At 73.4% G+C, this 15,130-nt stretch carries 12 protein-coding genes; 4 read left to right on the forward strand and 8 right to left on the reverse strand.

Features of this window, described 5'->3' with window-relative positions:
* Nucleotide 1: 1 nt before the first annotated feature.
* The 4 genes from ffh to lipB are packed head-to-tail and all read right to left on the reverse strand — an operon-like array spanning nt 2 to nt 3,815.
* The gene (ffh, locus tag GC092_RS08925; RefSeq protein ID WP_271171705.1) at nt 2-1,558 is read right to left on the reverse strand and encodes a signal recognition particle protein; all 1,557 of its coding nucleotides are present in this window, start codon (nt 1,556-1,558) and stop codon (nt 2-4) included.
* 12 nt (nt 1,559-1,570) lie between these two features.
* Nucleotides 1,571-2,170 (reverse strand): TetR/AcrR family transcriptional regulator, encoded by a 600-nt coding sequence (locus GC092_RS08930; RefSeq protein WP_324011447.1) that lies wholly within the window; start codon nt 2,168-2,170, stop codon nt 1,571-1,573.
* A gap of 20 nt (nt 2,171-2,190) precedes the next feature.
* Nucleotides 2,191-3,180 carry a lipoyl synthase gene (gene lipA, locus GC092_RS08935; RefSeq protein ID WP_271171703.1) on the reverse strand — a complete coding sequence of 330 codons (990 nt, stop codon included), beginning with the start codon at nt 3,178-3,180 and terminating at the stop codon, nt 2,191-2,193.
* A complete protein-coding gene (gene lipB / locus GC092_RS08940; protein WP_324011450.1) occupies nt 3,177-3,815 on the reverse strand; it encodes a lipoyl(octanoyl) transferase LipB in 639 nt (212 codons plus the stop codon). The genes lipA and lipB overlap by 4 nt, the downstream gene beginning before the upstream one ends.
* A gap of 114 nt (nt 3,816-3,929) precedes the next feature.
* Here lipB and GC092_RS08945 point away from each other — a divergent pair, with 114 nt between their 5' ends.
* The 4 genes from GC092_RS08945 to GC092_RS08960 are packed head-to-tail and all read left to right on the forward strand — an operon-like array spanning nt 3,930 to nt 8,840.
* Nucleotides 3,930-5,558: an ABC transporter substrate-binding protein gene (locus tag GC092_RS08945; RefSeq protein WP_324011451.1), complete on the forward strand. Its 1,629-nt coding sequence runs from the start codon at nt 3,930-3,932 to the stop codon at nt 5,556-5,558.
* A 5-nt stretch (nt 5,559-5,563) separates the two neighbouring features.
* Nucleotides 5,564-6,550, forward strand: a complete 987-nt coding sequence (locus GC092_RS08950; protein ID WP_324011452.1) for an ABC transporter permease — start codon at nt 5,564-5,566, stop codon at nt 6,548-6,550.
* The gene (locus tag GC092_RS08955; RefSeq protein WP_271171699.1) at nt 6,547-7,347 is read left to right on the forward strand and encodes an ABC transporter permease; all 801 of its coding nucleotides are present in this window, start codon (nt 6,547-6,549) and stop codon (nt 7,345-7,347) included. Before GC092_RS08950 ends, GC092_RS08955 begins: the two co-directional genes overlap by 4 nt.
* Nucleotides 7,344-8,840, forward strand: coding sequence for an ATP-binding cassette domain-containing protein (locus GC092_RS08960; RefSeq protein ID WP_324011457.1), 1,497 nt, complete (start codon nt 7,344-7,346; stop codon nt 8,838-8,840). The genes GC092_RS08955 and GC092_RS08960 overlap by 4 nt, the downstream gene beginning before the upstream one ends.
* A gap of 6 nt (nt 8,841-8,846) precedes the next feature.
* On the opposite strand, the gene GC092_RS08965 is transcribed toward GC092_RS08960, so the two are convergent.
* From GC092_RS08965 to smc, 4 genes are read right to left on the reverse strand one after another with little or no spacing between them, the layout of a single operon-like run.
* Nucleotides 8,847-9,347, reverse strand: a complete 501-nt coding sequence (locus GC092_RS08965; protein ID WP_271171697.1) for a DUF2004 domain-containing protein — start codon at nt 9,345-9,347, stop codon at nt 8,847-8,849.
* A 25-nt stretch (nt 9,348-9,372) separates the two neighbouring features.
* Nucleotides 9,373-10,242, reverse strand: a complete 870-nt coding sequence (ftsY, locus tag GC092_RS08970; RefSeq protein ID WP_271171696.1) for a signal recognition particle-docking protein FtsY — start codon at nt 10,240-10,242, stop codon at nt 9,373-9,375.
* Nucleotides 10,243-10,280: 38 nt separating this feature from the next.
* The gene (locus GC092_RS08975; protein WP_324011459.1) at nt 10,281-11,402 is read right to left on the reverse strand and encodes a class I SAM-dependent methyltransferase; all 1,122 of its coding nucleotides are present in this window, start codon (nt 11,400-11,402) and stop codon (nt 10,281-10,283) included.
* Nucleotides 11,399-14,932 carry a chromosome segregation protein SMC gene (gene smc, locus GC092_RS08980; RefSeq protein ID WP_324011461.1) on the reverse strand — a complete coding sequence of 1,178 codons (3,534 nt, stop codon included), beginning with the start codon at nt 14,930-14,932 and terminating at the stop codon, nt 11,399-11,401. Before smc ends, GC092_RS08975 begins: the two co-directional genes overlap by 4 nt.
* Nucleotides 14,933-15,130 lie beyond the last annotated feature (198 nt).

Below are 15,130 nucleotides of genomic sequence, written 5' to 3' on the forward strand. Positions count from 1 at the left end.
CTCAGCCCTTGCCGAAGAGCTTCTGGATCTCGGCGAGATCGGCCTCGCTCGGCGCCGGCGCGCCCGCGCCGAGACCGAAGCCCGAGCCGCTGGGCGCGGGCGCCGCCGGCAGAGCGGCGTTCTCGGCGGCGCGCTTGGCCGGGTTGCCCGAGCGCGACCCCTGACCCTTCTTGCCCTTCTTGCCGCGCTTGGCGGAGGCACCCGGCCGGCCCATGCCGGGCATCGCGCCCATGCCGGGGATGCTCGGGGTGCCGCCGCGGGCGACGGTCTTCATCATCTTCGCCGCCTGCTCGAAGCGGTTCACGAGCTGGTTGACGTCGGTGACCGTCACGCCGGAGCCCTTCGCGATGCGCAGGCGGCGGGAGCCGTTGAGGATCTTCGTGTTCGCGCGCTCCGCGGGCGTCATCGAGCGGATGATCGCCTCGGTGCGGTCGATCTCGCGCTCGTCGAAATCCTCGAGCTGCTGCTTCATCTGGCCCATGCCCGGGAGCATCCCGAGCATCTTCTTCATCGACCCCATCTTCTTCAGCTGCTGCATCTGCTGCAGGAAGTCGTCGAGGGTGAACTGGTCGGTCGCGAACTTCTCGGCGACCTTCCGCGCCTCCTCCTCGTCGAACGCCTGCTGGGCCTGCTCGATGAGGGTGAGGATGTCGCCGAGGTCGAGGATGCGGCTCGCCATGCGGTCGGGGTGGAAGTCCTCGAGGTCGTCGAGGCCCTCGCCGGTCGACGCGAAGATGATCGGGCGCCCGGTCACGGACGCGACCGAGAGCGCCGCGCCGCCTCGCGCGTCGCCGTCGAGCTTCGACAGCACGACGCCGGTGAAGTCCACGCCGTCCTGGAAGGCCTTCGCGGTGTTGACCGCGTCCTGTCCGATCATCGCGTCGATGACGAAGAGCACCTCGTCGGGCTGCGTCGCGCGGCGGATGTCGGAGGCCTGCTTCATGAGCTCGGCGTCGACGCCGAGACGGCCGGCGGTGTCGATGATCACGACGTCGTGCAGCTGGCGGCGCGCGTGCTCGACGCCGTCGCGCGCGACCCGCACGGGGTCGCCGACGCCGTTGCCGGGCTCGGGCGCGTAGATCGCGGCCCCCGCGCGCTCGGCGACGACCTGGAGCTGGTTCACGGCGTTGGGGCGCTGCAGGTCGGCGGCGATGAGGAGCGGCGTGTGGCCGTCCTTCTCGAGACGCTTGGCGAGCTTGCCGGCGAAGGTCGTCTTGCCCGAGCCCTGAAGGCCCGCGAGCATGATGACCGTCGGCGGGTTCTTCGCGAACGCCAGACGGCGCTGCTCGCCGCCGAGGATGCCCACGAGCTCCTCGTTGACGATCTGCACGACCTGCTGCGCGGGGTTGAGCGCCCGGTTGACGTCGTCGCCCAGCGCGCGCTCGCGCACGCGGCCCGTGAACTCCTTGACCACCTGCAGCGCGACATCCGCATCGAGGAGTGCGCGGCGGATCTCGCGCACGGTCCCGTCGACGTCCGCGGGCGAGAGCTTGCCCTTCGTGCGGAGGTTGCGGAAGGTGTCGGTGAGGCGCTCGGAGAGCGTGCCGAAAGTAGCCATGATGGGTCGATTTTACCCGGCGCCGGACGTCGACGCGCGCGGCGGGTCGACGGGGACGGAGCCGAGCGCCTCGGCGACGACGTCGCCGAGCGAGCGCGCTCCGGGCCCGACGTGCGCCCAGTGACGCAGCGCGCTCATCACGGCCCCCGCGTACGCGGCTCCGAGCACGTCGGCCGGGATGGACGCGCGACCGGCGTGCCGCAGCGCGGCGGCGACGGTCGCGGCGATCCGCGCCATCCGCACCGCCGACTCGCGCTCGAGGTCCGCTGCGATGCCCATGGCGTCGGCGTTCGCGATCGCGAGGGCGAGCGCGTCGGGCCGCAGCCCGTCGGCGAAGGCGCGCAGCGCCTCGACGATCGCGGGCCCGTCGACGCCCGGAGCATCCAGCGCGCGCTCGAGGGCCGCGGCGCGCTCGTCGAAGCCGGCCCACAGGAGCGCCGACTTCGACGACGCGTAGTTGAAGAAGCTGGAGCGGCTCACGCCCGCGCGGTTCGCGATGTCGGCGATCGACGTCGCATCGAAGCCCTGCTCGAGGAAGAGCTCGCACGCGGCCTCGGCGAGCATCTCGAGCGAGGACGCGCGCGGTCGCCCCGCTCCCCTCGTCCTGGCCATCCGTTCCAGGCTAGCCGCCGTCAGACCGCCTGGGCGAAGCCGAGGTCGGCCGACGCCGCGATGTGCGCGAGGTGCTCGGGGATCTCCCGCCCCTTCGAGATCATCGACTGCGCCCAGAGGCGCCCGGCACGGTACGACGACCGCACGAGCGGACCCGCGAGCACGCCGAGGAACCCGATGCGCTCCGCCTCCTCCTTGAACCCGATGAACTCCTCGGGCTTGACCCAGCGGTGCACGGGGAGGTGACGCGGCGACGGCCGCAGGTACTGCGTGATCGTGATGATGTCGCAGCCCGCGTCGTGGAGGTCCTGCAGCGCCTGGACCACCTCGTGCGGCTCCTCGCCCATGCCGAGGATGAGGTTCGACTTCGTGATGAGCCCGGCGGCGCGCGCCTGCGTGAGGACGTCGAGCGAGCGCTCGTAGCGGAACGCCGGCCGGATCCGCTTGAAGATGCGCGGCACCGTCTCGACGTTGTGCGCGAACACCTCGGGGCGCGCGTCGAAGATCTGCCCCAGGAGCGCGGGATCCGCATTGTGCTCGTTCGCGAGGAGCTCGACGCCCGTGTTCGGGTTGAGCTCGTGGATCTTCCGCACGGTCTCGGCGTTGAGCCACGCGCCCGTGTCGGGCAGGTCGTCGCGGGCCACGCTCGTCACCGTCGCGTAGCGCAGGCCCATCCGCTGGACGCTCTCCGCGACGCGGCGCGGCTCGTCGGTGTCGTACTCGGCCGGCTTCCCCGTGTCGATCTGGCAGAAGTCGCAGCGGCGGGTGCACTGCGAGCCGCCGATGAGGAAGGTCGCCTCGCGGTCCTCCCAGCACTCGAAGATGTTGGGGCATCCCGCCTCCTGGCACACCGTGTGCAGGTCCTCGCTCTTCACGAGCGAGTGGAGCGCCTGGTACTCGGGGCCCAGCTTGGCTGTCGTCTTGATCCAGGACGGCTTGCGCTCGATCGGCGTCTGCGCGTTGCGCACCTCGAGCCGCAGCAGGCGGCGTCCGTCGGGAGCGGCGCTCACGCGGTCACCTCCGCGTCCTCGGCGGCGAAGGCCGACACGACCGAGTCGACGACGTCGGCGGGCGAGATGATCCGGCCGGCGTGCGAGCTCATCGTCGTCACCCCCGCATCGGTGATGCCGCAGGGGATGATGCCGCCGAAGCCCTCGAGCGTGTTGTCGCAGTTGATCGCGAAGCCGTGCATCGACACGCCCTGCGCGACGCGCACGCCGATCGCGGCGACCTTCTCCTCGCGGAGCACGCCCTGCACCCACACGCCGCTGCGGCCGTCGACCTGGAACCCCTCCACACCGTGCTCGGCGAGCACGCCGATGAGGATCCGCTCGAGCCGCCGCACGTGGTCGACGACGGCGAACCGCTCGGGCAGGCGGAGGATCGGGTAGCCGACCAGCTGGCCGGGCCCGTGCCAGGTGATCTTGCCTCCGCGGTCGACGTCGACGACGGGGGTGCCGTCCTGAGGGCGCTCGTGCGGCTCGGTGCGCTTGCCCGCCGTGTACACGGCCTCGTGCTCGAGCAGGATGAGCGTGTCGGAGCGCTCGCCGGCGACCACCTCGGCGTGGATGCGGCGCTGCAGGGACCAGCCCTCCAGATAGGGAACGTAGTCGGGCGCGAGACCCGCCAGCAGGACGTCCATCACGGCGTCTCCTCCTCGGTGTTTCTGGATCCCGTCCAACAATACCCGCCGCCGCGCCCCGGGGCTGCCGGCGCCGGTAAAGTTGGACGCTGTCCACCTTTCCCGTCGAAAGCAGCCATGTCCTCACGCGCCCTGTCCGCCGCCGTCCTCATCCTCCCCGTCGCGCTCCTCGCGGCCTGCGCTCCCGCGGCGCCCGGCGACGGCGCGGCGTCGCCATCCGCCGGCGGAACGCTCGTCTACGCGACCGGCGATGCGGAGCCCACCTGCCTCGACCCGCACGTGGGCGGCAACTACCCGCAGGCCCTGCTCAGCTCGCAGTACCTCGAGCCGCTCTTCGGCCGCGACGCCGACGGCACGATGCGACCCTGGCTCGCGACGGACTGGCAGACGTCGGAGGACGGACTGACCTGGGACATCACGCTGCGCGACGACGTCTCGTTCACCGACGGAACGCCCTTCGACGCCGAGGCGGTCAAGGCCAACATCGAGCACCTGCAGGACCCGGACACGGCGTCCTCGACGGGCTACCTGGCCGTCGAGCAGATCGAGCAGATCGAGGTCGTCGACGACACGCACGTGCGCTTCCGCCTCTCGACGCCGAAGTCCGCCCTGCTCGAGGCCCTGAGCCAGCCCTGGACGGCCATGGAGTCGCCGGCGGGCCTCGCACGCGGGCAGGAGGAGAACTGCCTCGCCCCGATCGGGACCGGCCCCTTCGTCGTGCAGGAGTGGACCCCTCAGCAGAGCGTCACGCTCACGCGCAACGAGGACTACGTCGCGTCGAACCCGCACGCCGACCACGACGGGCCCGCGCACCTCGACGGCATCGAGTGGCGCTTCATCCCCGACGCCGCCACGCGCCAGGCCGCACTCGCCTCGGGCGAGGTCGACGTCATCGACAACCCGCTGCCCGCCGACATCGTCGCGGCCGAGCAGCAGGGCATCGAGCACATCGACGCGCCCCGCCCCGCCTCGTCCAACCGCATCGAGCTGAACACGGCCCAGCCCCCGTTCGACGACGTGCGCGTGCGCGAGGCCTTCATCCGCGCCGCCGACCCCACCCCCGGCATCGAGTCGCTGTTCCTCGGCACGGCCGAGCGGTCGTACTCGCCGCTGTCGAGCGTCGAGCCGCTCGCCTACTCCGACGAGGAGCTCTTCGCGACCGATCCCGACGCGGCAGCGGCGCTCCTCGACGAGGCGGGCTGGACCGATGCCGACGACGACGGGACGCGGATGAAGGACGGGGCGCGCCTCACCGTGCGGTTCCCCGTCTCGACCGACCAGTCGACCGCGGCAGAGCAGTCGCTCTTCGAGCAGGTCCAGGCCAATGCCGCGGCGGTCGGATTCGACGTCGTGCTCGACCCGGTCGACCTCTCCACCTGGTACGGCGCGCTCGGCGCGCACGAGTACGAGGCCGTGAGCGCGCCCTACACGATCGTCGGACCGGACGTGCTGCGCATCCTCTACCACTCGTCCGGAACGGTCCCCGCGCCGTCGGGGTACTTCGCGAACCACGCGATGCTCCAGCTGCCCGAGCTCGATGCGGCCCTCGACGCCGCGGCGTCGACGCTCGACCCCGACGAGCGCGCCGAGCGCTACACCGAGGCGCAGCGCATCGTGCTCGAGAGCTTCGCGATCCTGCCCCTCTACGACCAGCAGAACCACTTCCTCGTGGGCGGCGCGACGGGCGTCACGACCCTCGGCACGGTGGCCACGCCCACGTTCGTGAACGCGCGCCTGGCCGACTGAGCCGGATGGCCGCCCTGCGCTGGATCGCCGCGCGCCTCGCGCGCGCGGCGCTCGTGGTCTGGATCGTCGCGACGGTCGTCTTCTTCGCGCTGCGCGCGACGGGCGACCCGCTCGAGGCGATCCTGGGCGGCCCCGGATCCCAGGCAGGGCCCGAGGCGGTCGCCGCCGCGGAGCGCGCGTACGGGCTCGACCAGCCGCTCGTCGTGCAGTACGCCGTGCAGCTCGCGCGGGTCGCGACGCTGCAGCTCGGCGACTCCTATGCGCGCCGCCAGAGCGTGGCCGAGCTCATCGGGCAGCAGCTGCCCTCGACGCTGCTCCTGGCCGTGCTCGCCCTCGGTCTCGCGTGGGTGCTGGCCGTCGCCGGCGCGATCGTCGCCACGTCGGCCCGCGGCCGTGTGGGCCGCGTCGTCGGCGCCGCGCTCCGCGGCGTCGAGGTGACCGCGACGGTCATGCCGCAGTTCTGGCTGGGCGCGGTGCTCATCCTCGTCTTCGCGTCGACGCTCGGCGCCCTCCCCGCCACGAGCGCCGGCAGCTCGCCCGCCGAGCTCGTGCTCCCGGTCGTGACGCTCGCGATCCCGATCGCCGGCTTCCTCGCCCAGGTCTCCCGCGATGCGCTGCTCGAGGCCGATCGCGCCCCGTTCGCGACCACGGCGCGGGCTCGGGGCGCCGGCGAGCCGCGCGTGCTCCTGCGCCACACCCTGCGGCACGCCGCGCTGCCCGCGATCGCGCTGTCGGGATGGGCTTTCGGCAACCTCCTGAGCGGAGCGGTCGTCGTCGAGGTGCTGTTCGCGCGCCCGGGTCTCGGCCGACTGCTCCAGGAGGCCGCGCTCGCGCGGGACGTGCCCGTCGTGATCGGCGCCGTCTCGATCGTCGCGCTCCTCTACGTCGCGGTCGTCGTCCTCTCCGACGCGGCCGAGCTGCTCGTCGACCCGCGCCTGCGCGGTCCGCGGCCGGGTGCCGTCCGCATGCCCGACGTGGCGGTGGGCTCGTGAGGTCGCGCCTCGGCTGGTCGGGAGCGGCCGCGCTCGCGTGCCTCGCCCTCCTCGGCGTGGCGATCATCGCGCCGTCCGTGCTCGCGCCGCAGGATCCGCTCGCGATCGACCCGGCATCCGCGTTCCGCCCGCCTTCCCCCGGCCATCCGCTCGGCACGGACGAGTCGGGGCGCGATGTGCTCGTCCGCATCGTCCACGGAGCGGCGGCGTCGGCGGGCATCGGCGTCTGGGCGACCGCGCTCGGCATCGGCCTCGGCGTCGCGATCGGGTTCGCCGCCGGCCTCGGTCCGCGCTGGCTCGAGGCGGCCCTCGGGCGCGTGGTCGAGGTGCTGTTCGCCCTGCCCACGCTTGTCATGGCGCTCCTCCTCGTCGCGGTGCTCGGCCCCGGCACCCAGAGCTCGGTCCTCGCGATCGGGCTCGCGACCGCTCCGGGCTATGCGCGGATCCTCCGCTCGCGGGTGCGCGGCGTCGCGCGCAGCGACTACGTCGCCTACGCGCGCCTCGAGGGGACCCCTCCCCTGCGCGCCTTCACGCGCCATATCGCGCCCAACACGCTCTGGCCCCTCGTAGCGACGGCGACCCTCGGCATCGGGCAGGCCATCGTGTGGGTGTCGGCCCTCAGCTTCCTCGGGCTGGGCACGCCGCCGCCGTCGCCCGAATGGGGCGCCATGCTCGATGCGGGCCGTGTCTACATCTCGTACGCCCCGTGGCTGACGATCTTCCCCGGCCTCGCGATCGTCGCCACCGCCACGGCGCTCACGGTCGTCGGCCGCCGACTGGGAGGGGCCGGCCGATGAGCGTGCTCGACGTCGCCGATCTGCGCGTGCGCCTGCGCGGGGCGGGCGAGGTGCTGAAGGGGGTCGACCTGGCGCTCGACGCGGGCGAGTGCCTCGCCGTCGTCGGGGAGTCGGGCGCGGGCAAGTCCGTGCTCGCGCGGACGCTCCTCGGCCTCATCCAGACGACGCCCGGCGCCGCGGTCACGGCATCGCGTCTCGCGTTCGCGGGGCGGGACGTGCGGCGGCTCGGCGGGCGCGGATGGCGCCGGCTGCGGGGCGCGGACATCGCACTCGTCCTGCAGGACGCGCTGCAGTCGCTCGACCCCCTGCGCACGATCGAGGACGAGGTCGGCGAGGCGCTCGCGGTGCGCCGTGTGCCGCGGCCCGAGCGCCGGCGCCGCGTGATCGCCGCCCTCGAGAGCGCGGGGCTGCCCGATGCCGTCGGCCGGCTGCGGCAGCGTCCCGGTGCGCTCTCGGGCGGCATGCGCCAGCGCGCGCTCATCGCGTCCGCCATCGTCGGCGGCGCGCGCGTCATCGTCGCCGACGAGCCGACGACGGCGCTCGACGCGACCACCGCGGTCCGCGTGCTGGATCTGCTCGCGCGCCTGCGGGACGAGGGGGCGGCTCTCCTCCTCATCAGCCACGACCTCGGCGCGGTCGCCCGTGTCGCGGACCGCGTCGCGGTCCTCGACGCCGGACGCATCGTGGAGGCCGGCGCGGCCGAGACCGTCCTCGCCGCGCCGACCCACGCGGTCACGCGCGCGCTGCTCGCGGCGCGTCCTCGCGGGCCGCGGCCCGCGCCATCCGCCCCTCCCGGCCCCGTGCTGCTGCGGGGCGAGGGCCTCGTCCGGCGGTATCGCGGGCCATCCGGCGCGCCCACGGCGGCCGTGGACGGCGTGGACGTCGTCGTGCGCCGCGGCGAGACGCTCGGCGTCGTCGGCGAGTCGGGCTCGGGCAAGTCGACGCTCGCGCGCCTCCTCATCGGAGCGGAGGCGCCCGATGCGGGTCGGCGGGTGCTCGCCGACCCCGCGCCGCGCGTGCGCCTCGTCCCGCAGGACCCGCTGGCCTCGTTCGACCCGCGCCACGACGTCGCGCGCATCCTGCGGCACTCTCATCGGGATGGCGCACCCGCGCCCGCACAGCTGCTCGCGCGGGTAGGCCTCGACGCGTCGATCCTCGCGCGGCGCCCGGCGGAGCTGTCCGGAGGGCAGCGCCAGCGCGTCGCCATCGCCCGGGCTCTCGCGGGCCGTCCCGACGTGCTCGTCTGCGACGAGCCGGTCTCGGCGCTCGACGTCACGACGCAGGCCGGCATCCTCCGGCTGCTCGACGGCCTCCAGCGCGACGAGGGCCTCGGCATCGTGTTCATCTCGCACGACCTCGCGGTCGTGCGCCTCGTCAGCGACCGCGTCGCCGTGATGCAGGACGGGCGGATCGTCGAGACGGGCGCCACCGAGGACGTCTACGCCTCGCCGGCGCACCCCTTCACGCGCGAGCTCATCGCGGCGTCGCGCTGAGGCGCGCTACTCGGCGCTCGTGACCGAGTGGATGCTGCCGTCGCTCGTGAGGTTCACGAGCAGCACGTCGTCGGTCGCGTCGGGGTCGAGCGCGTACTCGAGCACCGCGAACGGGTCGGATCCGCCGTGCTCGTCCGCGAGGATCGTCATGCTCATGAGATTGAGCGAGCGGATGATGTCGACCGCCGGATCGCCGGAGATGTCGACGAGGAAGTCCTCGAGGCCGTCGCCGAGCGTCTCCTGCTGCATGAGGATGTACTCGGTCACCTCGCTCGCGCGGTTATCGACCTCGCCGAGCATGGCGATCCGGCTGCGGCGGTCGACCTCCTCGAGCGACGACACGATCGCCGCGGCGGCGTCCAGCGCCTCCTGCGACACGTCCTCCTGATCGGGCGCCGTCAGGTCGACGGACACGGTCTGGTCGCCGAGCTCGACGTTCTCCGACCAGAAGATCGAGCCGTCGGGACCGGACTCCAGCAGTCCGAAGAAGTCGTGTTCGATCGCCATGTCGCTTACTCAACCATCCGAGCCGTCAGTCGACAAGCGACGCGGCGAACACGTGCGGCGTGAAGCCCGTGAGGTCGCCGATCCCCTCGCCCTGACCGAGCAGCTTGACGGGGATGCCCGTGCGCTCCTGCACCGCGAGCACGAAGCCGCCCTTCGCCGATCCGTCGAGCTTGGTGAGGACGAGACCGGTGACCCCGGCGTGCTCGAGGAACGCCTGCGCCTGCATCACGCCGTTCTGCCCGGTCGTCGCGTCGAGCACGAGGAGCACCTCGCTGATGGGGGCCTGCTTCTCGATCACGCGGCGGATCTTCGTGAGCTCGTCCATCAGGCCGCCCTTGGTGTGCAGGCGGCCGGCGGTGTCGACGAGCACGATCTCCGTGCCCGTGCGCTTGGCGTGGTCGATCGTCTGGAAGGCGACGGACGCCGGATCCTGCCCCTCGCGCTCGGGGCGGACGATCGCTGCCCCGCCGCGCTCCGCCCACGTCGCGAGCTGGTCGACGGCGGCGGCGCGGAACGTGTCGGCCGCGCCGACCACCACCGACCGGTTGTAGCGGCGCAGGAAGTGCGCGAACTTGCCGATCGTCGTGGTCTTGCCGACGCCGTTCACGCCGACGACGAGCACGACCGCGGGGCGCTCGGTGAGCTTGAGCGTGGTGTCGAACCGCGCGAAGTGCTCCTCGAGCGTCTCCTTCAGCATCCGCTGGAGGTCCTTGGGGTCGGTCGTGCGGTACCGATCGACCTTCTCGCGGAGCTCGTCGACGATGCGCTCGGTGATCTCGGGGCCGAAGTCCGCCGTGATGAGGGCCGTCTCGAGGTCCTCCCACGTGCCCTCGTCGATCGTGGGCTTGACGAACATCCCGCGCAGCGCGCGCCCGAGTGACCACTTCTCCGCCATGCTCCCAGCCTAGTTCGCGGCGCGCGGGCGGCCGACCGTCAGCGGCGGGTCGACGCGGTGACCGTGAAGCGGGTGCTGCGGCCGACCTGGCGCGTGGGGCCGACGATGCGCTCGAGCGCGGGCCGGTACGCGAGGTGCGAGTTCCACACGCACCAGAGCTCGCCGCCCGGCCGCAGCACGCGCGCGGCGTCGGCGAAGAGGCGCGGTGCGATCGCGTCGGTCACGGCGGCTCCGGAGTGGAACGGCGGGTTGAGGATGACGAGGTCGGCCGAGGCGTCGGCACGCGAGCCGAGGCCGTCGTCCTGCACGACCGCGATGCGGTCGGCGCCGTTCGCGGCCGCGGTCGCGCGGGCGGACGCGACCGCGGCCGCCGACTGGTCGCTCGCGACGACCGCGGCATCGGGATGCGCGAGCGCGTACGCGGTCGCGAGCACGCCCGTCCCGCAGCCGAGGTCGATCGCGTCCCGGACGGCGGGCATGTCGGGGAGGAAGCCGAGCAGGAACCGCGTGCCGATGTCCACGGAGGCCCCCGCGAAGGCCGCGCCGTGCGCGCACACTGTGATGCCGACGTCGTCGTGGCGGACGCAGCGCGGCCAGCCACCCGATCGCCGCGGATCGGGGCCGGCCGCGTGCAGGACGCGGCTCTTGCTCGCCGCCCTGCTCGCCCTCACCTCGCGGAAGTGCCGCGCGAGCACGTCGTTCATGCCGAGCGTCATGTGCTTGATGCGCCCTCCCGCGACGACGCGCACGTCGGGCGCGGCGTGCGCCGCGATGAGCCCCGCGATCTCGTCGAGGGCGTCCAGGGCGCGCGGCAGCTGCACGAGGACGACCCGCGCGTCGCGCACGAGGTCGGCGTCGAGCGCGTGCATCGCGAGGGGTGCGAGGTCGATGTCGAGCGCCCGGGCGTTGCGCTCGAGCGCGCGGCGGCCCGTGATCGCGTCCTGGTGCAGTCGGATGGCCCTGGTCGGGTGCGCGCGCAGCAGCGGGAGCGACAGCCCGCCGTATCGGTCGCCGATGACGACGACGGGCGCGTCGCCCGCGTCGGCCTCGGACAGGATGAGGCGATCGCTCGCGTCTGCCGCGACGAGGTCGTGCGCCTCGACGTCGGGGGCGCGGCGCAGCCGCGGCGCGATCGCGTCGAACGCCTCGAGCGCGTTCACGAGGCCACGCGATCGCCGACGCGCTGGCCGACGACCGCCGAGACGCCGTCCTGGCGCATCGACACGCCGTAGAGCGCGTCGGCGATCTCCATGGTGCGCTTCTGGTGCGTGATGACGAGCAGCTGGCTCGAGGCGCGCAGCTGCTCGAAGACGCCGAGCAGCCGGCCCAGATTCGCGTCGTCGAGCGCGGCCTCGACCTCGTCGAGGATGTAGAACGGGCTGGGGCGCGCCTTGAAGATCGCGGTGAGGAGCGCGACGGCTGCGAGCGACCGCTCGCCGCCCGACAGCAGGGACAGCCGCTCGATCTTCTTCCCCACGGGCCGCACGGTGACCTCGATGCCGGTCGTGAGCATGTCGTCGGGGTTCGTGAGCGAGATGCTGCCGGTGCCGCCGGGGAAGAGAATCGGGAACACCTCCTGGAACGCCGCTCGGGTGTCCTCGAAGGCCGCGGCGAAGATCGTCTGCATGCGCTCGTCGAGATCGGCGATGATCGTCATGAGGTCCTTGCGGGTCTGGACGAGATCGTCGAGCTGCTCGGTGAGGAAGCGATGCCGCTGCTCGAGTGCGGCGAACTCCTCGAGCGCGAGCGGATTGACGCGCCCCAGCTGCGACAGCTTCCGCTCGGCCTCGCGGAGGCGGCGCTCCTGCATGCGCCGGTCGTAGGGGATGGTCGAGGGCTCGTCGGCGTCGTCGTCTCCCGTCGCGGCGCCGAGATCCCCGATGTCGCGCGGCACGGGCTGGTCGGGTCCGTACTCCGCGACGAGGATCTCCTCGGAGAGGCCGAGCTCGCTCGCGACGCGCTCGAGGAGGCTCGTGAGGTGGAGCTTCTTCTCGTGGATCTGGAGCTCGATGCCGTGCACGCTCTCGGTGAGTCCCGAGAGCCGCTCGCGCAGGCGCCCCTCCTGCTGGCGCAGGTCGCGCAGCTCGGCCGTGACGGCCGAGCGGGCGCTCTCGGCCTCGGCGAGGGCGAGGCGGGCCTCGGCCGCTGAGCGGTCCACGGAGTCGAGCACCCGCGGGAGCTCGGCGGTCACGCCCTCCGCGACCTCGCGCTGGGCGCGCCGGATGACCGCTCGCCGCGCGGCCTGCTCGGCGGCCGCCTGCTCGCGCTCGCGCTGCCGCTCGAGCTCGACGGCGCGCGCCTCCGCCGCGCGCACCCGCTCGCGGAGGGTCTCCACCTCGAGGCGAGCGGCCATCTCGCGCTCGCGCGCTGCCTCCACGGCGGCGAGCAGGCCGTCCCGCGCCGAGGCGTCGAGGATGGGGCGGGGCTCCTCGAGGGCGCGCTCGAGCTCCGCGGCGGCCGCTGCGGCCTTCGCCTCGGCGTCGGACACGGCCCCGGCCGCCTGCGCGAGACCCGCCTCGAGGCGCTCGCACTCCGCGATCGCGGCCTCGTGGCGCACGGTCACCCGGTTCACGTGCTCGGCGTGCTGAGCGAGCTGGGCGTCGTGCTCGCGGAGCTCCTGGAGCCGCTCGCGCGTCGCGCGCCGCGCCGCCTGGAGGCGCTCCGCCGCCTCCTCGCGTCGCGGTCCGAGGTCGTCGAGCGTGCGCTGCACCTCGGCGAGTCGTTCGGACGCGGCGTCGCGCTCGGCCTGGAGCTCGAGGCGCGAGCGGCTGCCGCCGGAGCCGGCGCGCAGGGTGCGCGCCGTGCACACCTCGCCGGCGCGTGTCACGACCGTGATGCCGAGGTCATCCGAGCCGGCGGTCGCGAGCACCTCCCGCGCCGCGTCGAGGTCATCGACGATGACGACGCGGGCGAGCAGCCCGAGGACGCCGTCCGGCGCCGTCACGACCGCGTGCGCGGGCGTCGCGCCTCGCGGCGCGGCGACGGGGTCGCCGGCTCGGCCGCCCGCGATCACGATGTCCACGACGCCGACATCGACCGCGTCGCGCGCGGCCTGGAAGGCGGCGTCCTCGTCGTCGACGAGCATGCCCTCCGCGAGCGGTCCGAGCACAGCGGCGACGGCGGCCTCGTACCCGCCCGCGACGTGCACGCTCTCGCCGACGAGCCCGCGCACGCCGGCGCCGCCGCGGGCGATCAGCTCGGCGGCCCCGCCCTGCACGTCGAGCGCGCTGCCCAGCGCCGACACCTTCGCCGTGAGCGCGTCCGCCTCGCGCTCTGCCGCACGATGCGCCTCGCGGAGTTCCTCCACGGCGGCCTCCGCCTCGGCCGCCTCGCGCTGCGCGTCCTCGTAGCGCGCCTGCAGGTCGGCTGCGGTGCCCTCGGCGACGGCGATGTCCTCGAGCGCCTCGAACGCCTCCGCCGCCTCGCGCCGGCGCTGCTCCGCCGCGTCGAGCGCGTTCTGCTGCCGCAGCACGCCGCCGCGCACCGCCGCGAGGGTCTGCTGCGCCGCTTCGGCGGCTCCCCGCAGCGTCGTGATCCGCATGTCGTGCGCCGACACGAGCGCGCTCTGCTCGGCGATCTCGACGTCGAGCGCATCCAGCTCGGCCCGCGCGGCGGCGACCTGGCGGGTGGCCTCCTGCGCCGCGTCCTGTGCGGCGCCGACGCCGTCGGCGATCTCCACGATCTCGGCGCGGGCGTCGTCGATGTCGCCGCGGCTCACCGTGACCTTCGCGTCCGCGTCGTCGTCTCGCTCGCCCAGGAGCGCGAGACGCTGGTTCGCGAGGGTGTAGAGGCCGCGCAGACGCTCCTGCACCTGCTCGAGGCCGAAGAGGATGCGACGCGCCTCATCCACCGCCTCGGCGTTCTGCTCCCGCTCGAGCGCGGCGATCCGGGCCTTCGCGGCGTCGGCCTGCTCCTGCAGCGCGAGGCGCTCGGTGTGGCGCTCGTGCTCGTCCCTGGCGTGATCGGCGAGCGCGTGCCGCAGCTGCACGACGTCGTCGGCGTACAGGCGCGCCTTCGCGTCGCGCACGACGGCCGCGATCGTCTGCGCCTCCCGGGCGATCTCGGCCTGGCGGCCGAGCGGCTTGAGCTGTCGGCGGATCTCCCCCGCGAGATCGCTCAGACGCGTGAGGTTCTGCTCCATGGCCTCGAGCTTGCGGACCGTCTTCTCCTTGCGGCGACGGTGCTTGAGGATGCCGGCCGCCTCCTCGACGAAGCCGCGGCGCTCCTCCGGCGAGGCCTGGAGCACGGTGTCGAGGCGTCCCTGTCCCACGATCACGTGCATCTCGCGGCCGAGTCCGGAGTCGCTCAGGAGCTCCTGGACGTCGAGGAGCCGACAGGACTCGCCGTTGATCGCGTACTCGCTCTGGCCGCTGCGGAACAGCGTGCGGCTGATCGTGACCTCGCTGTACTCGATCGGGAGCGCCCCGTCCGAGTTGTCGATCGTGAGCTGCACCTCGGCGCGGCCGAGAGGGCCGCGGGTCGCGGTGCCGGCGAAGATGACGTCCTCCATCTTGCCGCCGCGGAGGGTCTTGGCGCCCTGCTCGCCCATCACCCACGCGAGCGCGTCGACGACGTTCGACTTCCCCGAGCCGTTGGGCCCGACGATCGCCGTGACCCCCGGCTCGAGCGCGAACGTCGTGGGCTGAGCGAACGACTTGAAGCCCTTGAGCGTGAGGCTCTTCAAGTGCATCCGCGCGGCTCCCTTCCCTGTCGTCGCCCTGGAAAATCAGGTCTCACGGTACCGGACGGCCCCTGTGCGGGACGCGATGCGCTGCGGCTCGGCGCGACGAATCCTGGGAATCCGCTTGACGCGGCCCGCGCCGTCTGCGTAACGTGTGTGATCGCACGATCACCTCTGGGCGCTCCGCCCAGCGAACCGGCACGAGAG

Source organism: Microbacterium sp. JZ37, assembly GCF_035188445.1.
Classification (GTDB): Bacteria; Actinomycetota; Actinomycetes; order Actinomycetales; family Microbacteriaceae; genus Microbacterium; species Microbacterium barkeri.